Annotated in this window: 18 protein-coding genes; 10 read left to right on the top strand and 8 right to left on the bottom strand. The window is 58.9% G+C overall.

The features are described from left to right. The first annotated feature begins 23 nt into the window (after positions 1-23). Positions 24-512, top strand: coding sequence for an Lrp/AsnC ligand binding domain-containing protein (locus ACRER8_RS14935; RefSeq protein ID WP_431747009.1), 489 nt, complete (start codon positions 24-26; stop codon positions 510-512). Between the two features lie 142 nt (positions 513-654). Here the strand turns inward: ACRER8_RS14935 and ACRER8_RS14930 are convergent, their stop codons facing one another. Then, complete coding sequence (locus tag ACRER8_RS14930) at positions 655-1,008, bottom strand: YkgJ family cysteine cluster protein (RefSeq protein ID WP_431747008.1); 354 nt, start codon at positions 1,006-1,008, stop codon at positions 655-657. A 255-nt stretch (positions 1,009-1,263) separates the two neighbouring features. Here ACRER8_RS14930 and ACRER8_RS14925 point away from each other — a divergent pair, with 255 nt between their 5' ends. Then, positions 1,264-2,553, top strand: coding sequence for an NAD(P)/FAD-dependent oxidoreductase (locus tag ACRER8_RS14925; protein WP_431747007.1), 1,290 nt, complete (start codon positions 1,264-1,266; stop codon positions 2,551-2,553). Between the two features lie 133 nt (positions 2,554-2,686). On the opposite strand, the gene ACRER8_RS14920 is transcribed toward ACRER8_RS14925, so the two are convergent. Continuing rightward, positions 2,687-2,920, bottom strand: a complete 234-nt coding sequence (locus ACRER8_RS14920; RefSeq protein WP_431747006.1) for a DUF1127 domain-containing protein — start codon at positions 2,918-2,920, stop codon at positions 2,687-2,689. A gap of 174 nt (positions 2,921-3,094) precedes the next feature. Between ACRER8_RS14920 and ACRER8_RS14915 the strand changes: the two genes are divergently transcribed. Together ACRER8_RS14915 and ACRER8_RS14910 are read left to right on the top strand one after the other, a co-directional pair. Beyond that, the gene (locus tag ACRER8_RS14915) at positions 3,095-4,522 is read left to right on the top strand and encodes a PLP-dependent aminotransferase family protein (RefSeq protein WP_431747005.1); all 1,428 of its coding nucleotides are present in this window, start codon (positions 3,095-3,097) and stop codon (positions 4,520-4,522) included. Between the two features lie 59 nt (positions 4,523-4,581). Beyond that, positions 4,582-6,165, top strand: a complete 1,584-nt coding sequence (locus tag ACRER8_RS14910) for a phospholipase D family protein (protein ID WP_431747004.1) — start codon at positions 4,582-4,584, stop codon at positions 6,163-6,165. Here ACRER8_RS14910 and ACRER8_RS14905 read toward each other — a convergent pair. Next, the gene (locus tag ACRER8_RS14905) at positions 6,162-7,307 is read right to left on the bottom strand and encodes an MFS transporter (RefSeq protein WP_431747003.1); all 1,146 of its coding nucleotides are present in this window, start codon (positions 7,305-7,307) and stop codon (positions 6,162-6,164) included. The two genes, ACRER8_RS14910 and ACRER8_RS14905, sit on opposite strands and share 4 nt — an antisense overlap. A gap of 870 nt (positions 7,308-8,177) precedes the next feature. Beyond that, positions 8,178-9,671, bottom strand: a complete 1,494-nt coding sequence (locus ACRER8_RS14900; protein WP_431747002.1) for an aldehyde dehydrogenase — start codon at positions 9,669-9,671, stop codon at positions 8,178-8,180. 275 nt (positions 9,672-9,946) lie between these two features. Between ACRER8_RS14900 and ACRER8_RS14895 the strand changes: the two genes are divergently transcribed. Next, positions 9,947-10,309: a cupin domain-containing protein gene (locus tag ACRER8_RS14895; protein ID WP_431747001.1), complete on the top strand. Its 363-nt coding sequence runs from the start codon at positions 9,947-9,949 to the stop codon at positions 10,307-10,309. Positions 10,310-10,499: 190 nt separating this feature from the next. On the opposite strand, the gene rpmG is transcribed toward ACRER8_RS14895, so the two are convergent. Both rpmG and rpmB read right to left on the bottom strand, forming a co-directional pair. Next, positions 10,500-10,655: a 50S ribosomal protein L33 gene (rpmG, locus tag ACRER8_RS14890; RefSeq protein WP_010225867.1), complete on the bottom strand. Its 156-nt coding sequence runs from the start codon at positions 10,653-10,655 to the stop codon at positions 10,500-10,502. An 11-nt stretch (positions 10,656-10,666) separates the two neighbouring features. Further along, positions 10,667-10,903, bottom strand: coding sequence for a 50S ribosomal protein L28 (gene rpmB, locus ACRER8_RS14885; protein ID WP_108236194.1), 237 nt, complete (start codon positions 10,901-10,903; stop codon positions 10,667-10,669). Positions 10,904-11,264: 361 nt separating this feature from the next. Here rpmB and ACRER8_RS14880 point away from each other — a divergent pair, with 361 nt between their 5' ends. Continuing rightward, complete coding sequence (locus ACRER8_RS14880) at positions 11,265-12,854, top strand: ABC transporter substrate-binding protein (RefSeq protein ID WP_431747000.1); 1,590 nt, start codon at positions 11,265-11,267, stop codon at positions 12,852-12,854. Positions 12,855-13,013: 159 nt separating this feature from the next. On the opposite strand, the gene radC is transcribed toward ACRER8_RS14880, so the two are convergent. Further along, complete coding sequence (radC, locus tag ACRER8_RS14875; protein WP_431746999.1) at positions 13,014-13,688, bottom strand: RadC family protein; 675 nt, start codon at positions 13,686-13,688, stop codon at positions 13,014-13,016. Positions 13,689-13,822: 134 nt separating this feature from the next. Here radC and coaBC point away from each other — a divergent pair, with 134 nt between their 5' ends. The 4 genes from coaBC (at position 13,823) to argB (ending at position 19,131) form a co-directional block, all read left to right on the top strand. Continuing rightward, complete coding sequence (coaBC, locus tag ACRER8_RS14870) at positions 13,823-15,031, top strand: bifunctional phosphopantothenoylcysteine decarboxylase/phosphopantothenate--cysteine ligase CoaBC (protein ID WP_431746998.1); 1,209 nt, start codon at positions 13,823-13,825, stop codon at positions 15,029-15,031. Between the two features lie 6 nt (positions 15,032-15,037). Further along, on the top strand, positions 15,038-15,493 hold the full coding sequence (dut, locus tag ACRER8_RS14865; protein WP_431746997.1) for a dUTP diphosphatase: 456 nt from the start codon (positions 15,038-15,040) through the stop codon (positions 15,491-15,493). A 106-nt stretch (positions 15,494-15,599) separates the two neighbouring features. Continuing rightward, entirely contained in the window at positions 15,600-18,200 is a 2,601-nt protein-coding gene (locus tag ACRER8_RS14860) for a phosphomannomutase/phosphoglucomutase (protein WP_431746996.1), read from the top strand. A gap of 25 nt (positions 18,201-18,225) precedes the next feature. Next, entirely contained in the window at positions 18,226-19,131 is a 906-nt protein-coding gene (gene argB / locus ACRER8_RS14855; RefSeq protein ID WP_431746995.1) for an acetylglutamate kinase, read from the top strand. A gap of 156 nt (positions 19,132-19,287) precedes the next feature. On the opposite strand, the gene ACRER8_RS14850 is transcribed toward argB, so the two are convergent. Continuing rightward, complete coding sequence (locus ACRER8_RS14850) at positions 19,288-19,902, bottom strand: DUF4124 domain-containing protein (RefSeq protein ID WP_431746994.1); 615 nt, start codon at positions 19,900-19,902, stop codon at positions 19,288-19,290. Between the last annotated feature and the right edge of the window lie 12 nt (positions 19,903-19,914).

Here is a 19,914-nt window from a genome sequence, read left to right as displayed (position 1 = left end):
ATGCTTTCGCAGAGGGGGTTTCAATGCGCACCCAGCATCAATCAAAACGGGAGCTGGACAAGATCGATCGCAACATCCTGCGCATCCTGCAAAGCGACGGCAGAATTTCCTTCACTGAACTGGGGGAGCGCGTGGGGCTGTCTACCACGCCGTGTACGGAGCGGGTTCGTCGGCTTGAGCGCGAAGGCATCATCATGGGCTACAACGCCCGGCTCAATCCTCAGAACCTCAAAGCCAGCTTGCTGGTCTTCGTGGAGATCAGCCTGGATTACAAATCGGGCGACACTTTCGAGGAATTCCGTCGGGCGGTGCTTAAATTGCCGCATGTGCTGGAGTGCCATCTGGTATCGGGGGATTTCGATTATCTGGTGAAGGCGCGTATTTCCGAGATGGCCTCATACCGCAAGTTGCTGGGCGACATCCTGCTCAAGCTGCCGCATGTGCGGGAATCCAAGAGTTATATCGTGATGGAAGAGGTGAAGGAGAGTTTGAATCTGGCGATTCCGGAGTGAATACGTTTTCCACCATGAATACGTCCATTGCAGGAGCCGGCTTGCTGGCGAACCTCAGTGCGTAAGCCTCTCCATGTGGCGCTGATCCAACGCCGTTCGCCAGCAAGCCGGCTCCTACAAGTACAAAACAGCATCAAACCGGTTACACCAGGACCTGCCGCGTCGATGCGATGAATTCATGCACCTGCTTTTCGACTCGCGGGTGGATCAACGTTTCGGGGCGGCGACCATTGGGGCACGGCAGGGTGGCGGTGGTGCCGAACAGGCGGCAGATCAGCGGACGCTCGTCGTAAACCGTGCATCCATTAGGTCCCAAGTGAACGCAATTCAGTTCGTCGAGCGCTGCCTTTTGCTCCGCAGCGGTCTTGCGTGGCAGGCGCGCCATTTCTTCGGACGAAGTCGTCACCGGCCCACAACAATCGTGGCAGCCTGGCACGCATGCGAAGGACGGGATTTGCCGCCTCAAATCGCGGATTTTCTGGCTATTGCAGCTCATTGCGAGAGTTTTCCCTGTAACGAGCGCTAATTGTGCCCCAGCGAACTTCAGATCAACAGAGAGCTTGTCCTATGGGGAATGGGCTTCTCAGGAAGGCTGGCTCGCAGGCACTGAAGATTTCAAACGGCCCCTTTCGCAAGCAGGCTCCTCCCACAAGGTGCTTCGCACCTTGCCAGGGTCTAGATTCCTTGCCCCTGCATCTTCACGCCGCTACGCTCTGTAAAATTTTCCAAACAGTTCTGTGAGACCCATTGCATGAATGCCTCTCGCCACGCTGCTTCCTATTACGCGGCCAGTAGTCACGCGCAACCCGACTATCCTGCCCTCACCGGCGAGCTGACGGTTGATGTCTGTGTCGTCGGCGGTGGGTTTTCGGGCCTCAATACAGCCATCGAGCTGGCAGAACGAGGCTTGAGCGTAGCCTTGGTCGAAGCGCACAAGATCGGTTGGGGCGCCAGCGGACGCAACGGCGGCCAGTTGATTAGGGGCGTCGGTCATCACGTCGAGCGGTTCCGCGATGTGGTTGGCAACGAGGGCGTGCGTCAATTCAAGCTGATGGGGCTTGAGGCCGTTGAAATCGTCCGTCAGCGCGTCGAGAACTATCAGATCGATTGCGACCTGACCTGGGGTTACTGCGATCTGGCCAACAAATCCAAGGAATTCGACGGGCTCGCCGAAGATGCCGAGGAACTGCGCAGTCTGGGCTATCGTCACGACTTGCAGCTCATCCAGGCTCAGGACATTCGCAGCGTGATCGACTCAGGCAACTATGCGGGCGGCCTGCTCGACATGGGCTCGGGCCACCTGCATCCGCTGAATCTCGCGCTGGGCGAGGCTCGGGTCGCTCAATCCCTCGGTGTGCAGTTGTTCGAACACTCTGAGGTAACCCGCCTGGAATATGGCCCGCAGGTCAAGGTGCACACTGCCCGAGGTCTGGTCCGGGCCAACACGCTGGTCCTTGGCTGCAACGCCTACCTGAACGATCTCGATCCGACACTCAGCGGCAAGGTGCTTCCCGCGGGTAGCTATATCATCGCCACCGAGCCGCTGGGTGAAGAACTCGCTCAACAGTTGCTGCCGCGCAACACCGCGATGTGCGATCAGCGCGTAGCTGTGGATTATTTCCGACTTTCCGCAGACAGACGGCTGTTGTTCGGCGGTGCCTGCCATTATTCCGGCCGTGACCCGCAGGACATTGGCGCATACATGCAGCCGAAAATGCTCAAGGTGTTTCCGCAACTGAAGGACGTGAAAATCGATTTTCAGTGGGGTGGCATGATTGGTATCGGTGCCAACCGCTTGCCGCAGATCGGACGTCTGAAAGAGCACCCCAATGTGTTTTATGCGCAGGCGTATTCTGGCCACGGCCTGAATGCCACGCATTTGGCGGGCAAGCTGCTGGGTGAAGCGATCAGCGGTCAGCACAGCGGCGGTTTCGAGCTGTTCGCCAAAGTGCCACACATGACGTTTCCCGGGGGCAAGCATCTGCGCTCGCCATTGCTGGCGTTGGGAATGCTTTGGCACCGGCTCAAAGAAATGTTGTGATTTCTATCTGACTGAATTGTGGGAGCGAATTCATTCGCGGAGGCCGGTACAGCCGACGCATCTATGTCAGCTCAATTTTTCGCGAATAAATTCGCTCCCACAGGTTGGATTGCGTGCGTCCAATAAGGCCCCATCAACCTCTCCAGAACGGCTTGAGGCCTTCGCGGCGCGCCTGCTCGTAAGTCAGCCCGATATCGCGCAGTTGCTCATCCGTCAGCCCCAACAACGCCAGTCGTGTGCGCCGACGATGTTGAAACAGGCCCCACAGGCTCAGCCCTTGAGGCGCGTTCATGCGAACGTTTACTTCCCGCTCCCGAGCCAACTCCCCTGCATACAGCGTTAACCGGACATCGCTCATTCCGTTCATTCCAGACACCTCATCATGGGTTTCAAGTGATTCCATGATGCGTCTGTATGCAAAACCATTACAGATCCAAAGAATTCTAATTTTCTTCATACAGATTCATTACATCGTCGCCTGAATGCTGTATTTTCACCCCATCTGTACCGGTCAACCGACGGCACTGCACGGGAGTACGCCATGACCCTTTACGTCAATCTTGCCGAACAGCTCGGCACGCGGATCGAAAACGGCTTCTATCGTCCCGGCGATCGGCTGCCCTCGGTTCGGGCCTTGAGTCTTGAACACGGCGTCAGCCTGAGCACCGTGCAGCAGGCGTATCGACTGCTGGAAGACAACGGTCTGGCGTCGCCGCGTCCAAAGTCAGGCTATTTTGTCCCCGCTGGACGCAAGACACCCGCCCTGCCTGCCGTAGGACGTCCGGCGCAGCGGCCCGTGGATATTTCGCAGTGGGATCAGGTGCTGGAACTGGCCCGTGCCATTCCCAGTCCTGACATCGTGCAACTGGCGCGCGGGATGCCTGATATCACCAGCCCGACCCTGCGCCCGCTAACTCAGGCACTGGGCAAGATCAGTCGCCGCCAGGACATGCCAGGCCTGTATTACGACAACATCTATGGCACCCAATGCCTGCGGGATCAGGTGGCGCGTCTGCTGCTGGATTCGGGCACGCGCATCGACCCGAACGATCTGGTGATCACTACCGGCGCGCAGGAAGCATTGGCCGTCAGCATTCGCTCGATCTGCCAGCCGGGGGATATCGTGGCGGTGGATTCGCCCAGTTTTCACGGCGCGATGCAGGCCCTGAAGGGACTGGGAATGAAAGCACTGGAGATCCCCACCGACCCGGTCACCGGGATCAGTCTCGATGCACTGGAGCTGGCACTTGAACAGTGGCCGATCAAGGCCATACAGCTGACGCCCAGCTGCAACAATCCACTGGGCTACATCATGCCCGAGGAGCGCAAACGCGCGCTGCTGACCCTTGCTCAACGCTTCGACGTGGCGATCATCGAAGACGACGTGTATGGCGATCTGGCATACACCTATCCTCGACCGCGCACGATCAAATCCTTCGACCAAGACGGACGCGTCCTGCTGTGCAGTTCGTTCTCGAAAACCCTGGCCCCCGGCCTGCGGGTCGGCTGGATTGCTCCGGGGCGTTATCTGGACCGGGTGCTGCACATGAAGTACATCAGCACCGGCTCGACGGCGACCCAGCCACAACTGGCGGTCGCCGAATTCCTCCAGGCCGGGCATTACGAGCCGCATATGCGCCGGATGCGCGGCCAGTACCAGCGCAGCCGCGACCTGATGACCGATTGGGTGACGCGCTATTTCCCGGAAGGCACCCGCGTCAGTCGCCCGCAGGGAGGCTTCATGCTGTGGATCGAGTTGCCCGAGGATTTCGACTCCTTGCGGCTGAATCGCGCGCTTGAAGGCCAGGGCGTACAGATCGCAGTGGGCAATATCTTTTCGGCCTCAGGCAAATACAGAAATTGCCTGCGCATGAACTTCGCCGCCAAGCCAACGCCGCAGATCGAGGAGGCCGTACGCAAGGTCGGCGCCATGACCGCGCAACTGATGGCTCAGGCCGATTCGGCATGACTTAACCTTTTGCAGAAAATGCGGTCATATCGCCATGATGTGACTTCTGGATGAATGTGTTGACGAAAAAATGGGCACTACCCCTTCTTTTGGCCTTTGCCCTTGGCGTCGGCGGGTGTGCGCACACCACTGCGCAGCAGGACGCACCGAGCCAAGCTCTGCCAGCTGCGCAGTCGGCCTTTGGGCGGTCGATCCTCGCCGAGGCCGCCCCCTATGAGGGCCGTTCGGGCTTTCGCCTGCTGCCCAACAGCACCGAAGCCTTCATGGCGCGTGCCGAGCTGATTCGCAACGCCAAGACCAGCCTGGACCTGCAGTACTACATCGTTCACGACGGCCTCAGCACCCGCGCGTTGATTGACGAGCTACTCAAGGCAGCCGATCGCGGCGTGCGCGTGCGCATTCTGCTGGACGACACCACCAGCGACGGCCTGGATGAAGTGATCGCCACCCTCGCCGCGCACCCTAACATCCAGATTCGCCTATTCAACCCGCTCAATCTGGGACGCAGCACGGGCGCAACGCGTTCGCTCGGTCGGCTGTTCAACCTCTCCCAGCAGCATCGACGCATGCACAACAAACTATGGCTGGCGGACAGCGCGGTGGCGATCGTCGGCGGGCGCAATCTCGGTGATGAATACTTCGATGCTGAACCGAACCTGAACTTCACGGACATCGACATGCTCAGCGTCGGCCCGGTGGCAGAGCAGTTGAGCCACAGTTTCGATCAGTACTGGAACAGCACCCTGAGCAAGCCGGTCGATGACTTCGTCTATTGGCCGCCGGACGCAAAGGATCTAGCCGAAGCCCGCAAGCAGCTGGAGGCCTCGCTGGAACAGGCGCATGTCGAGAAAAAAGCACTCTACGAACAGTTGATGGCGTACAAGACTCAGCCGCGCATGAAAACCTGGTTGAACGAGCTCATATGGGCTCACAACCAGGCGCTCTGGGATGCGCCGACCAAGGTGCTGTCGCGCGGTGAGCCCGATCCGCATCTGTTGCTGACCACTCAGCTGAGTCCGGATCTACTGAACGTGCATCAGGAACTGATGATGATCTCGGCCTATTTCGTGCCGGGTCAGGAAGGCCTGACGTATCTCACAGGCTTGTCGGATAAAGGTGTGTCGGTGAATCTGTTGACCAACTCGCTGGAAGCTACGGATGTGCCAGCGGTCCACGGCGGCTATGCGCCGTATCGCAAGGCTTTGCTGGCGCACGGCGTGAAGCTGTTCGAACTGCGGCGCCAGCCTGGCGACCCGAGCAACGCCGGCGGCAGCGGGCCAAAGTTTCTGCGAACCAAAACCCTCAAGGGCGGCTCGGAGTCCAGCCTGCACAGCAAGGCGATGATTTTCGATAGGCGGAAGGTCTTTGTCGGCTCTTTCAACTTCGATCCCCGCTCCGTGCTGTGGAATACCGAAGTGGGCGTGCTGGTCGACAGCCCCGAACTCACCGGATACCTGCGAGATCTGGCCCTGCAAGGTATGGCGCCTGCGATCAGCTATCAGGCGAAGCTGGAAAATGATCGCGTGGTCTGGGTCACTGAAGACAACGGCAAGATTCACACGTTGTACAAGGAACCTGGAGACTGGTGGCGCCGACTGAACGCATGGTTCAGCAGCGCCGTGGGCCTGGAGCGAATGCTCTAGGCCGTTGCTGGTTGCACGCCGAAAGCCCGTGGTTGCTGCGACAGGATCACCAGGCCCAGCGCACCGGCCGCCATCAGCAACGGCAATGCCTGACCGCTGATCCACTGGCTGCCAGCCCCGGCGGCCAATGGTCCCAGCAGACAGCCGATGCCCCATAGTTGCGCCACGTGAGCGTTAGCTCGCACCAGTGCATCGTCGCGATAACGTTCGCCGATCAGAATCAGCGACAGGGTGAACAGCCCGCCTGCACTGGCGCCGAACAATACCCACAACGGCCAGATGGCGATGGTGTCGACCAGCAACGGGATCGCCAGGCTCGACAGCATCAGCGCCAGCGCACAGCCCGAGAACAATCGGCGCCGGGAAATACGGTCGGCCAGCGCGCCTATCGGCAGTTGCAGCAGCGCATCGCCCACCACCACGGTGCTGACCATCGCCAGCGCCACTTCGGGGGTGAAGCCTTGTTGCAGGCAATACACCGGTAGCAACGTCAGGATCATCGCTTCGAAGCCTGCGAACAGCGCGATGGCCCACGCAATAGCGGGCAGTTTTCGACAAAAACCACCCAGGTCACGCAGCGAAACATGACTCGATTCAGCGCTCGGCGCGCCCGTCCGGCCCAGCAACAGTAGGGGCGACGTCGCGAGCAGCGCGGTACCGACCCAAAACCCGTAATCAGCTTCGGTGCCAATGGCGCCGACTAACAGCGGGCCGCCCAGTTGGCTCAAGGCATAACAACTGCCATACAGCGCCACCAGCTTGCCACGCAGGTTTTCGGTGACCAGTTGGTTGATCCAGCTCTCGCCGAGAATGAACACCATGGTCAGGATTACGCCTAGCATCAGGCGCAGCACCAGCCAGATCCAGTAATTGGGCATCAGCGCCAGCAAGCCGACGGAAATCGAACCGCCCCACAGACACAGACGCATCACGTTGGCAGTGCCGAGCATGGAAGCCAGCCGGCTGGCAAGACTGGCGCCCAGCAGAACGCCAATGGCCGGCATCGCCGCCATCACGCCAATGGCAAAGGCGCCGTAGCCCCAGGCTTCGAGGCGCAACGACACCAGCGGCATGCTCACGCCCAGCGCCAGACCGACGCTCAACACGGACGACAGCACCGCGAAATAAGTACCCCAACGCATCACCACGCTCCTGTGGCTCAAAGGGATAAAAAGAAAAAGCCGGGCTTTTATTGGGGGAAGCCCGGGCTGTTTCGAGAGTTCAGGCTATGCATCGCTATCGTCTGATCCATTTTCGCGAATGAATTCGCTCCCACAGTTTGACCCACACCCGGCTCTGAAGCTTGCTCAGGGTTGAATGCGTACCGTGGATTTACAACTTCCAGGTCGCTTTCAGTTCGGTGTACTTGTCGCGGATGAGCCGCGTATGTATTCAGCAAACACGATCCCTGTGGGAGCGAATTCATTCGCGAGAGGCCTGGGCAGGCCATGCATCTCTATCGCCTGATCCATTTATCACGAATGAATTCGCTCCCACAGCTTGTCCTGGGGCAGCCTTGAAATCGGATCAGATCAAAGCTGCTTGCTTCCGATCGCAGACTTACAACTTGATCCAGGTCGCTTTTAGTTCGCTGTATTTGTCGCGGATGAGCCGCGTATGTATTCAGCAAACATGATCCCTGTGGGAGCGAATTCATTCGCGAGAGGCCCGGGCAGGCCATGCATCTCTACCGCCTGATCCATTTTTCGCGAATGAATTCGCTCCCACAGTTTGACCCACACCCGGCTCTGAAGCTTGCTCAGGGCTGAATGCGTACCGTGGACTTACAACTTCCAGGTCGCTTTCAGTTCGGTGTACTTGTCGCGGATGAGCCGCGTATGTATTCAGCAAACACGATCTCTGTGGGAGCGAATTCATTCGCGAGAGGCCTGGGCAGGCCATGCATCTCTATCGCCTGATCCATTTATCACGAATGAATTCGCTCCCACAGCTTGTCCTGGGGCAGCCTTGAAATCGGGTCAGATCAAAACTGCTTGCTTCCGACCGCAGACTTACAACTTGATCCAGGTCGCTTTCAGTTCGGTGTATTTGTCGAACGCGTGTAGCGACTTGTCGCGGCCGTTGCCGGACTGCTTGAAGCCGCCGAATGGAGCAGTCATGTCGCCGCCATCGTACTGGTTCACCCACACGCTACCGGCGCGCAATGCGCGGGCCGTCAGGTGCGCCTTGGACAAATCAGCCGTCCACACCGCAGCCGCAAGACCATAGGGGGTGTCATTGGCGATCTGCACCGCTTCTTCCGCGGTATCGAAGGTCAGCACCGACAGCACCGGGCCAAAGATTTCCTCCTGCGCGATCTTCATGGCATTGGTCACGCCGTCGAAAATCGTTGGCTCGACGTAAGTACCGCCGGTCTCCTGCATGATGCGCTTGCCACCGGCAACCAGCGTGGCGCCGTCGGTGTGACCGGCTTCGATGTAGGACAGCACGGTATTCATCTGCTGCGTGTCCACCAGCGCGCCGACATTGGTTGCAGGGTCGAGCGGGTTGCCCGGCTTCCAGGCTTTGAGCGCCTCGATCACCATCGGCAGGAATTTGTCCTTGATCGAACGCTCCACCAACAGACGCGAACCTGCGGTACACACCTCGCCCTGGTTGAAGGCGATGGCGCTGGCAGCGGATTCGGCAGCGGCCTGCAGGTCCGGGGCATCGGCGAAGACGATGTTCGGGCTCTTGCCGCCGGCTTCCAGCCAGACACGCTTCATATTCGATTCGCCCGCATAGATCAGCAATTGCTTGGCGATCCTGGTCGAACCGGTGAACACAGCAGTGTCGACGTCCATGTGCAACGCCAACGCCTTGCCGACTGTGTGACCATGGCCCGGCAAGACGTTGAGCACACCTTTCGGTATGCCAGCCTCGACGGCCAGTTGCGCGACGCGGATAGCGGTCAGCGGTGATTTTTCTGACGGCTTGAGTATCACAGAGTTACCGCTGGACAACGCAGGTCCCAGTTTCCAGCTCGCCATGAGCAACGGGAAGTTCCACGGCACGATCGCCGCGACCACACCAATCGGCTCGCGAGTGACCAAACCCAACTGATCGTGCGGGGTGGCGGCAACTTCGTCATACAGCTTGTCGATGGCCTCGCCGCTCCAGCTCAACGCCTGCGCCGAGCCCGGGATGTCGATGCCGTAGGAGTCACTGATCGGTTTGCCCATGTCGAGGGTTTCGAGCAGGGCCAGTTCTTCGATATTTTCTTTGATCAGGGCTGCGAAGCGGATCATCGCAGCCTTGCGTTTGACCGGCGCCAGGCGCGACCAGACGCCGGAATTGAAGGTGGCGCGGGCGCTTTCGACAGCGCGCTGGGCGTCGGCGGCATCACAGCTGGCCACTTTCGCGAGGAATCGGCCATCGACCGGGCTGATGCAGTCGAACGTGGCGCCGGATGCGGCATCGGTGTATTCGCCATTGATGAAGGCACGGCCTTCGATCTTCAGAGCCTGGGCGCGTTTTTCCCAGTCAGCATGAGTCAGGGTGGTCATGAAAGGTCCTCCTCTTATGAATGTGCGCGCCCTCACGCTCATGAACCGCGCCGCAGGACATTGCCTGACGTGCTGTCGGATCGGCCAAAGGCATTCGTCACCCTAAACCAGCGCCAAGGGAATTTCCAATATATTGGACAAAAATGGGCGAAACGGCGTTTTATCGTGCATTTTATTCAACAGCCCGTTCGATGACGCGCCATCGAGATTTGGCACTATCGTCAACGGCCCTCATCCAATAACCATCTTCCATCGCCGATTCAGGAGCCAGGGACATGAGTATCGAAACCATCGTTGACTTCAGCGAAGCCACCACCGCCGCAGAACGTTACAAGCCCGCTGCCGAGAAGATTCTGAAGGGCGATCCCGAGCAGACTATCTACAACCACTACAACAGCCCTTGCGGCCAGATGAGCGCGGGCGTGTGGGAAGGAGAAGTCGGACAGTGGAAGGTCAATTACACCGAACATGAATACTGCGAAATCGTGCAAGGGGTTTCGGTGTTGCGAGATGAACAAGACAACGCAAAAACCCTGCGCGCGGGGGACCGGTTCGTGATTCCGGCAGGATTCAAAGGGACGTGGGAAGTGCTGGAAGCATGCCGCAAGATTTATGTGGTGTTTGAGCAGAAGGTTTGAACCTGTCACCGCATTCGCATTGTAGGAGCCGGCTTGCTGGCGAAAGCGGATCAGCCACCACATCCGCAGCTGACCCACCGCGTTCGCCAGCAAGCCGGCTCCTACAGGCGTTCGCTCTCTGCTTCACCCAAATCGCGCCCACAAAAAAGCCCGCATCGCTGCGGGCTTTTTCGTAAGAGGCAAAGATCAATTACTTGATTTTGGCTTCTTTGTAGATCACGTGCTTGCGAACAACCGGATCGAATTTTTTAATTTCGATTTTGTCCGGAGTAGTGCGCTTGTTCTTGTCGGTGGTGTAGAAGTGGCCGGTGTTAGCGGTCGACACCAAACGGATCAATTCACGCATGATTTTCTCCCTTAAACCTTAGCGCCATCACGGCGAATTTCGGCCAGAACGACATCAATGCCGCGCTTGTCGATGATACGCATGCCTTTGGCAGATACGCGCAGACGTACGAAGCGTTTCTCGCTCTCAACCCAGAAGCGGTGATGCTGCAGGTTTGGCAGGAAACGACGACGGGTTTTGTTGTTTGCGTGGGAAATGTTATTCCCGGTTACCGGACCCTTACCGGTAACTTGACATACTCTCGACATGCCTCAGCCCTCTAAAACCACATGCCCAACCCGGCATGGGTTGGCCGCTTAATCTCTCAGTCATGGCGCTAGGCGCCGCGTTTCTTCAGGGGTCTTACCGGCCACACCTACGAAGAAGGAAGCGGGCCCCTAGAAAAGAGCGCTGCTTTATACCAGAAAGCCCACGGCGCAACAACACAAACGACGAATTACCTGCAATAAGCTCAGGGCTTTCAGCCTGACGGAGCCAGCAGCAGCGGGCGAGGCGGGAAATATACCACTCGTCGCGCCAGATAGATTGTCCTGTGCCGACGCATGGTCTAGGGTAACTCACTCTCCAGACTGCGCCGGCAGATGGGCTATCTCTGAAAGGAAAATCGCCATGCGCCTAGCTGTTTTACCCTTTTTGCTCGCGTCCCTGACTGCGCCATTGATGGCTCAGGCCGCCACCAGCTTGAGCGTTTGCACCGAAGCCAGTCCTGAAGGTTTCGATGTGGTGCAGTACAACTCACTGACCACGACCAACGCCTCGGCCGACGTGCTGATGAATCGCCTGGTGGATTACGACGCACAGACCGGCAAGCTGGTCCCTAGTCTGGCAGAAAGCTGGAGCGTCTGGCCGGACGGGCTGACGTACGATTTCAAATTGCGCTCGGGGGTGAAATTCCATCACACCGACTACTTCACCCCTACTCGCAATTTCAACGCCGACGACGTCGTATTCAGCTTCCAGCGCATGCTTGACCCGGCTAACCCGTGGAACAAGGTCGCTGCCCAGGGCTTCCCGCATGCCCAGTCGATGCAGTGGCCATCGCTGATCAAGAAGGTCGAAGCGCCTGATGCCAACACCGTGCGCATCACGCTGGATCATCCGGACGCGACCTTCCTCGCCACCCTGAGCATGGGCTTCGCTTCTATTTATTCCGCTGAGTACACCGCGCAACTGCTCAAGGCCGGTACGCCAGAGAAGCTCAACAGCCAGCCAATCGGCACCGGGCCATTTGTCTTCAAGCGTTTTCAGAAAGATTCGGTGGTGCGTTACGCAGCCAACCCGGACTACTTCGCGGGGAAACCGGCCATCGACACGCTGGTGTATGCGATCACTCCAGATGCCAACGTTCGCCTGCAGCGGATTCGCACGAACGAGTGTCAGGTCGCCCTATCGCCCAAGCCGTTGGACGTGACCGAAGCAGGCAAGGATCCGAATCTGAAAGTCGAAAAGACTGACGCTTTCATGACCGCATTCCTGGCGATCAACAGCCAACACCCGCCTTTGGACAAGCCAGAAGTACGTCAAGCGATCAACCTGGCGTTCGACAAGGACAATTACCTCAAGGCCGTATTCGAAGGCTCGGCCCGCGCCGCCAATGGCCCGTACCCTCCCAATACTTGGGGTTATGCCAGCGATCTTCCCGGATACAAGCATGACGCAGCCAAGGCCAAGGAGCTGCTGGCCAAGGCTGGCTTGAAGAATGGCTTCAAGACCACCATCTGGACCCGCCCCTCCGGCAGCCTGCTCAACCCGAACCCCAGCGCCGGTGCGCAACTGCTGCAAAATGACCTCGCCGCAGTCGGCATCAAGGCAGAAATCAAGGTGATCGAATGGGGCGAGCTGATTCGCCGAGCCAAGACCGGCGAGCATGATCTGCTGTTCATGGGCTGGGCGGGCGACAACGGCGACCCGGATAACTTCCTGACGCCGCAATTCTCCTGCGCTGCCGTCAAATCCGGCACCAACTTCGCGCGCTATTGCGATGAAGGTCTGGACAAGCTGATCAGTCAGGGCAAGGCCGTAACCGATCAGGGCCAACGCAGCAAGCTTTACCATCAGGCTCAGGAACAGATCCAGAAACAAGCGCTGTGGCTACCGCTGGCCCACCCGACTGCCTTTGCCCTGACCCGCAAGAACGTGTTGGGCTACAACGTCAGCCCGTTTGGGCGACAGGATTTTTCCAAGGTGTCGGTGAAATAAGAAAGTTCGAAAACAGCGCGAAAGATCACTTTGGAGCGAATTCAGGCGCGATGCGGTATTTCTGGCGATGAAGATGCATCGCCTGGACCGACGTCTCGCAAATGAATTCGCTTCCACAGGTATTGCGGCAGTTCGATGGCTTCATCGGATCAAATCCACTTACATCAACCCATGCTCCACCATCGACAACGGATCACCATCCCCCACGATGATGTGATCGACCACCATCACGTCGACCATTGCCAAGGCCTTCTTGAGATGTTGGGTCAGTTCGATATCGGCCTGGCTCGCATCGCACACGCCGGAAGGGTGGTTGTGGCAAAGGATGACGCCCGCAGCGTTATGCGCCAACGCCCGCTTTACGACTTGCCTGGCATGAACATGCGCCACGTTGATTGACCCCTGAAACAGCGCCTCGAAAGCCTGAACCCGGTTCTTGCTGTCCAGAAACAGGCAGCCAAACACTTCATGCGGCTCATGCCGAAGTAACGCCTTGAGATAGCTGCGGACCTGAGTCGGGCTTTTCAGGACTGAACCACGCCTGAGGCCTTCATCCATATGCCGCCGGGCCATTTCCATGACGGCCTGCAATTGCGCATATTTGGCAGGCCCAAGACCCAGCTCGTTGCTGAAGGTGGAAAGATTGGCTTCGAGCAGGGAGCGCAAGCTGCCGAACCGCGTCAAAAGATGACGCGCAAGGTCCACGGCGCTTTTCCCCGACACGCCGGTGCGCAGAAAAATGGCGAGCAATTCGGCATCGGAAAGGCTCGCCGCGCCTCGCTCAAGCAGCTTCTCCCTTGGCCGTTCCGCCTCTGGCCAATCGCGAATACTCATAGCACCTCCCTGTCTGTGGACGCCGCTGTTCCCGTACGGTCGCTGTGCTATCTTAGCCATCTTTTTACGCGTCGATCCGGCCCTGGGAGGCCACTTGATTGCCGCGTGTAACTCGACCAAAAAAAGGCAGGCCTATGCAACGGCTGTATCGGAAACGCATCGTCCTCGGCGTAGGCGGTGGCATCGCGGCCTATAAAAGCGCCGAACTGGTCCGTCGGTTGCGCGATCACGGAGCCGAAGTGCGCGTCGTCATGACCAAGGGCGGGGCCGAATTCATTACCCCGCTGACCATGCAGGCGCTGTCCGGCCATCCTGTTCATCTGGACCTGCTGGACCCCGCTGCAGAAGCCGCCATGGGACACATCGAACTGGCGAAGTGGGCGGACATGGTGTTGATCGCGCCAGGCACCGCCGACCTGATCGCACGTCTTGCCCAAGGCATCGCCAACGACCTGTTGACCACCGTGGTGTTGGCCACCGATGCCATCGTCGCGGTCGCCCCGGCCATGAATCAGGCCATGTGGCGCGACCCTTCGGTGCAGGCCAATCTTCAGACCCTCGAAACCCGTGACTTCCGGATGTTCGGCCCGGCCAGCGGCAGCCAGGCATGTGGCGACGTGGGTTACGGCCGGATGCTTGAGCCCAACGATCTGGCGCAATCGGCTGCCGACTGTTTCCAGCGTCTGAGCCTGACAGGCAAACACGTGCTGATCACGGCCGGTCCGACCCAGGAAAACATCGATCCGGTGCGTTACATCACCAACCATAGCTCCGGGAAAATGGGCTTTGCCCTCGCCGAAGCTGCTGTCGAAGCGGGCGCACGAGTCACGCTGATCACCGGCCCGGTCAATCTGCAAACGCCAGAACGCGTATCGCGCATCGACGTGGTCAGTGCCCGCGACATGCTCGCCGCCTGCGAAGCCGCAATGCCCTGCGACTTGTTCATCGCCTCGGCTGCGGTAGCAGACTACCGTCCCGAAGTCGTCGCCCCACAGAAGTTGAAAAAAGATCCTGCGACCGGCGATGGACTTTTGCTGCAGATGGTCCGTAACCCGGACATTCTCGCCACCATCGCGCAACGCCAGGATCGTCCGTTCAGTGTCGGTTTCGCCGCCGAGACCGAACATCTGCTCGACTACGCCGCACGCAAGCTCAAGGACAAGAACCTCGATCTGATCATCGCCAATGATGTCGCCAATCCAAGCATTGGTTTCAACAGCGAGGAAAATGCGTGCAGCGTGATCGACCGAGCGTTGCAGACAACGCTCTTCGCCCAGACCAGCAAGGCCAAGATTTCCCGCCAGCTGGTGACCTTTATCGCTGATCGTTTGAACCAGGTTTAATCACGTATGCACGCTCTACAAGCCAAAATCCTCGACCCTCGCATTGGTGGCGAATTCCCGCTCCCGGCCTACGCCACCACCGGCTCCGCCGGTCTGGACCTGCGCGCCATGCTCAAAGAGGAAACGGTGCTCGAACCCGGCCAGACCCTGTTGATTCCCACCGGCCTGTCGATATATATCGCCGACACGAGCCTTGCCGCGCTGATTCTGCCGCGTTCGGGCCTGGGGCATAAACACGGCATCGTATTAGGGAATCTGGTTGGTCTGATCGACTCCGATTATCAAGGCGAGCTGATGGTGTCCTGCTGGAACCGAGGCCAGACCGCTTTCAAGATTTCCATCGGCGAGCGCATCGCCCAACTGGTTTTGGTTCCGGTGGTACAGGCGCACTTCGAGGTGGTTGAGGAATTCGACGAAAGCCAGCGCGGCGTAGGTGGTTTCGGTCATTCCGGCAGTCATTGATTCTGCGCGAAGCCGCTTGGCATGGATGTCGCTAAACGCTTGAGTCGGCCATGCACGATGCAGAAAACAAAAACGCCCCAGGTAGTCAGAGCAGGGAGACTCGAGTTTGAAAGGCATCAAGCGCACAGCTAAAGCGGCTTCTCGCCCAGAAACGACTGATGGAACGCTCAAGGATTCAAACCTGAGCCTGGCAAGTCCGGGGCTTCTCCCCTCGCTCATCGGCCTGATAGCCGCGGGTATTCTGGTCTGGCTCGGCATGCTCAGTCAGCCGCAACAGAAAGACCAGTTGGCCCAGGCCTGGGGCACCGCTCAAGCGGGTGCTGTGGGCAAGGCGCTGCGCCAGATCACTGCCGGCACACAGGCGGCAGCCGCCGACGAAGCGCTGGCTCAGGCCCTGCAAAGCAATGATCCGGTACAGATCCAGAACGCCCAGAGTCGCTTGCTGTATCGAGACAACGTGATTGGCGCACGCCTGAACCCGCTGGGCTTCAACAGTGTCGACAATCAGGGGCCGCTGCCGATCAGTTTCGCCACGCTGGACATGCTCGCCAAAGCCAGCAAAGGCGAAACGCCTGCGCCGGAAGCCCGCAAAGTCGGCGACAGTTGGATAATTTACAGCGTCGCCCCCCTGCGGACCGCCTCCGATGCACCGATCACCGGCACGCTGCTGCTGGCCTTCAAAGTCCAGAGGCTGACCAATGTCCTGCCAGAGGCGCCCGCCGACGTTGGCCAGATTGTGCTCAGCCAGCAGTTCGGCGATGCCACGGCGCAAAGCTTTCTGACACGCGGTCAGGGCGATGGCAGTCGCGCGGTGGACTTCCCGACGGGTTATCCCAACTGGAAGCTGTCGTTCACGCCCGGCCCCGCCCTGGAATCTTCGCCCCCCTCTCTGATGCTGCTGCTGGCTGCGCTTGTAGCTATCGGCAGCGTGCTATTGGGCCTGTATCTGAATGAAAGCGCGCTCAAACGTCGCGTGGCCGCCGACGCCCGACAGCTGGAGCAACTGCTGCAAGAACTCTCGGGGGGTAAAGCCGTCAAATCGTTCGGTTTGAGCATGCCGGCCCTGAACGGGCTGGCGCAGGCCCTGGCGAGGTTTTCGTTGCGCAATCAACCAACGACGCCCGTCGCGGTGGTCGGTAGCGTTTCGCCTGTCGCCGATGCCGACGCTGCGAGCAGTCAGACTGTATTTTCGTCAGTCGATCACGATGACAGCGATTTGACCGATCCGCTGTTTCAAGACACCGACATTCTCGACATCGACCTGCTCGATGATCCACAGGACTTCCAGAAGTCGGAGCACTTCCACGCAATGAGCAGCACCGTATCCATCGCCCCCGAATTCCCGGACTCGATCTTCCGCGCTTATGACATCCGCGGCATCGTCGGCGAAACCCTGAGCGCAGAAACCGCCTACTGGCTCGGCCGCGCCATCGGTGCACAAAGCCTGTCGCAGGGTGAGCCGAACGTCTGCGTGGGCCGCGACGGGCGCCTTTCCGGGCCGCAACTGGTCGCCGAACTGATCAAGGGGCTGTATGACAGCGGTTGCCACGTCAGCGATGTCGGGCTGGTTCCGACCCCTGCGTTGTATTACGCCACCCATGTGCTGAAAGGCCGCACGGGCGTGATGCTCACCGGCAGCCACAATCCCAGGGATTACAACGGTTTCAAGATCGTCATCGCCGGCGACACCCTGGCGAACGAACAGATTTTGGCGCTGCACGATCGCATCAAGCGCAATAATCTGCCACCGGGCAAAGGCAGCGTGACCCGAGTCGATATTCTCGACCTCTATGCCAGCCAGATCACCAATGACGTGGTGCTGGCTCGCCGCCTCAAGGTTGTGGTCGACTGCGGCAACGGTGCAGCGGGGGTCATCGCTCCGCAACTGATCGAAGCGCTGAATTGCGAAGTCATTCCGCTGTTCTGCGAAGTGGACGGCAACTTCCCGAATCATCACCCCGATCCGGGCAAACTGGAAAATCTTCAGGACCTGATCGCCAAGGTCAAGGAAACCGAGGCAGATCTGGGCCTGGCATTCGATGGCGACGGCGATCGTGTGGGCGTCGTCACCAATGCGGGCAGCGTCATATACCCGGATCGCCTGCTGATGCTATTCGCCCGCGACGTGGTCAAGCGCAACCCTGGAGCGGATATCATCTTCGACGTGAAATGCACACGCCGCCTGATACCGTTGATCCAGGAATATGGTGGTCGCCCGGTCATGTGGAAGACGGGTCATTCGTTGATCAAGAAGAAGATGAAGGAAAGCGGTGCGCTGCTGGCTGGTGAGATGAGCGGCCATATCTTCTTCAAGGAGCGCTGGTTCGGTTTCGACGACGGCATTTACAGCGCCGCGCGCTTGCTGGAAGTTCTCAGCCAGGAAAAACTCAGCGCCGAAGAGCTATTCCAGACTTTTCCTAACGACCTGTCGACCCCGGAAATCAACATCAAGGTCACCGAGACCAGCAAATTCGGCATCATCGAAGCGCTGGAGCGGGATGCCCAGTGGGGTAATGCCAACCTGACGAGCATCGACGGCGTGCGTGTCGACTATCCGAAGGGCTGGGGCCTGGTTCGTGCTTCCAATACCACCCCGGTGCTGGTATTACGCTTCGAAGCCGAGACCGAGGCCGAGCTGCAACGGATCAAGGACGTGTTCCACACCCAGCTGAAAAACGTAGCACCGGATTTAGAACTTCCTTTTTGATCAACCTTTCTTGAGTGGAGCCCAAATGACCCTCGAACGCGATGCCGCAGCCAATGCCGCCAAAGTTCTTTCCGAAGCGTTGCCTTACATCCGCCGCTTCGTCGGCAAGACGCTGGTGATCAAGTACGGCGGTAACGCCATGGAGAGCGACGAGCTGAAAACCGGCTTTGCGCGCGACATCGTGCTGATGAAGGCTGTGGGCATCAACCCGGTCGTGGTTCATGGCGGTGGGCCGCAAATCGGCGATCTGCTCAAGCGTCTGTCCATCGAAAGCCACTTCATCGACGGCATGCGCGTGACCGATGCGCAGACCATGGACGTCGTGGAAATGGTGCTGGGCGGCCAGGTCAACAAGGACATCGTCAATCTGATCAACCGTCACGGCGGTAGCGCCATTGGCCTGACCGGCAAGGATGCGCAACTGATCCGCGCGAAAAAGATGAACGTGACGCGTCAGACGCCAGAGATGACCAAGCCGGAAATCATCGACATCGGCCATGTCGGCGAAGTCGTGGGGATCAATACCGATCTGCTGAACATGCTGGTCAAGGGCGACTTCATCCCGGTGATCGCGCCAATTGGCGTGGGCGCTGACGGCGAGTCCTACAACATCAACGCCGACCTGGTTGCTGGCAAGGTCGCTGAAGCCTTGAAAGCCGAAAAGCTGATGTTGCTGACCAACATTGCGGGCCTGATGGACAAGGAAGGCAAGGTGCTGACCGGTCTGACCACAGAGCAGGTCAATGAATTGATTGCCGACGGCACAATCTACGGCGGCATGCTGCCGAAGATCCGTTGCGCGCTTGAGGCCGTTCAGGGTGGCGTGACGACCTCGCACATCATCGATGGACGCGTGCCGAATGCCGTGCTGCTGGAAATCTTTACGGATACTGGCGTGGGTACATTGATCAGCAATCGCAAACGGCACTGATCCGGCTGGGGAGCCGCGCCGCAAGCCTGTAGCAATACGGCTTGCTGGCGCTGGCGTCCTCGGGATCGCCGCCAACGGCAAGCAGGACTGCTACAAAGATGTGCGTGTACCGAATCCCGGCACACTGCATGACCTGTGGCTTTTTCATCAAATCGTTTACTGCGACAACAACTGCTGCAATCGCGCTCGATCCTGAGCGAAGCCCGTATCAGCCTGCTTTCGCGCAGCCTGATAACGCAAGATATCGTCCTTCAGATGCTGCTGCTGATCGCTGGCATCATTCATCTGATCAATCAGACTCTGCGACACGGCTCGCCCGGCACGCTCCTGATCAGCCGCCTGACTGCGAAGCGACGCCTGCTGGTTTGTCAGCGCCTGAATATTGCCTTGTGCCACGGAAATCAGCGAATCCAGCTCGGCCAGTTTGCGCGCTCGCGCCCGATCCACATCGTCCACGCTGCTGTACAGATGCAACAACTGGGCATCGGCATCCGCACGCAGCTTGGCCGCTTTCGCAGCCGCCTGAGCCTCCCGCGCCTGATCGGCGGAAGGCGCGGGCGGAACCACTTGGATCACACGCCCGCGCATGTTCAACACCTCATACCCCTTGCCGGAATACTCGGCCGGCACACCCTGCCGATCAAGCACGGTCACACCACGACTATCGACATAGCGATAGAACACGATACCGGGTTTATCGGCGGCTTGAACGCCCGCAATGCAGCCCATCCCCAGCGACAAACAAAGACCTACTGTGCCCAGCTTGAGCATGACAACGAGATC

This window comes from Pseudomonas sp. (assembly GCF_050739935.1).
GTDB lineage: Bacteria > Pseudomonadota > Gammaproteobacteria > Pseudomonadales > Pseudomonadaceae > Aquipseudomonas.
Note: the sequence above shows the minus strand (reverse complement) of the source record. Positions and strands in the feature narration are given on the sequence as shown.

Coding starts and splice junctions, on each gene's coding strand:
- dut (WP_431746997.1), top strand. CDS start 15,038: ATGCACGCTCTACAAGCCAAAATCCTCGACCCTCGCATTGGTGGCGAA.
- ACRER8_RS14925 (WP_431747007.1), top strand. CDS start 1,264: ATGAATGCCTCTCGCCACGCTGCTTCCTATTACGCGGCCAGTAGTCAC.
- ACRER8_RS14850 (WP_431746994.1), bottom strand. CDS start 19,902: ATGCTCAAGCTGGGCACAGTAGGTCTTTGTTTGTCGCTGGGGATGGGC.
- ACRER8_RS14915 (WP_431747005.1), top strand. CDS start 3,095: ATGACCCTTTACGTCAATCTTGCCGAACAGCTCGGCACGCGGATCGAA.
- coaBC (WP_431746998.1), top strand. CDS start 13,823: ATGCAACGGCTGTATCGGAAACGCATCGTCCTCGGCGTAGGCGGTGGC.
- ACRER8_RS14900 (WP_431747002.1), bottom strand. CDS start 9,671: ATGACCACCCTGACTCATGCTGACTGGGAAAAACGCGCCCAGGCTCTG.
- argB (WP_431746995.1), top strand. CDS start 18,226: ATGACCCTCGAACGCGATGCCGCAGCCAATGCCGCCAAAGTTCTTTCC.
- radC (WP_431746999.1), bottom strand. CDS start 13,688: ATGAGTATTCGCGATTGGCCAGAGGCGGAACGGCCAAGGGAGAAGCTG.
- ACRER8_RS14935 (WP_431747009.1), top strand. CDS start 24: ATGCGCACCCAGCATCAATCAAAACGGGAGCTGGACAAGATCGATCGC.
- rpmG (WP_010225867.1), bottom strand. CDS start 10,655: ATGCGTGAATTGATCCGTTTGGTGTCGACCGCTAACACCGGCCACTTC.
- ACRER8_RS14920 (WP_431747006.1), bottom strand. CDS start 2,920: ATGAACGGAATGAGCGATGTCCGGTTAACGCTGTATGCAGGGGAGTTG.
- ACRER8_RS14895 (WP_431747001.1), top strand. CDS start 9,947: ATGAGTATCGAAACCATCGTTGACTTCAGCGAAGCCACCACCGCCGCA.
- ACRER8_RS14905 (WP_431747003.1), bottom strand. CDS start 7,307: ATGCGTTGGGGTACTTATTTCGCGGTGCTGTCGTCCGTGTTGAGCGTC.
- ACRER8_RS14880 (WP_431747000.1), top strand. CDS start 11,265: ATGCGCCTAGCTGTTTTACCCTTTTTGCTCGCGTCCCTGACTGCGCCA.
- rpmB (WP_108236194.1), bottom strand. CDS start 10,903: ATGTCGAGAGTATGTCAAGTTACCGGTAAGGGTCCGGTAACCGGGAAT.
- ACRER8_RS14930 (WP_431747008.1), bottom strand. CDS start 1,008: ATGAGCTGCAATAGCCAGAAAATCCGCGATTTGAGGCGGCAAATCCCG.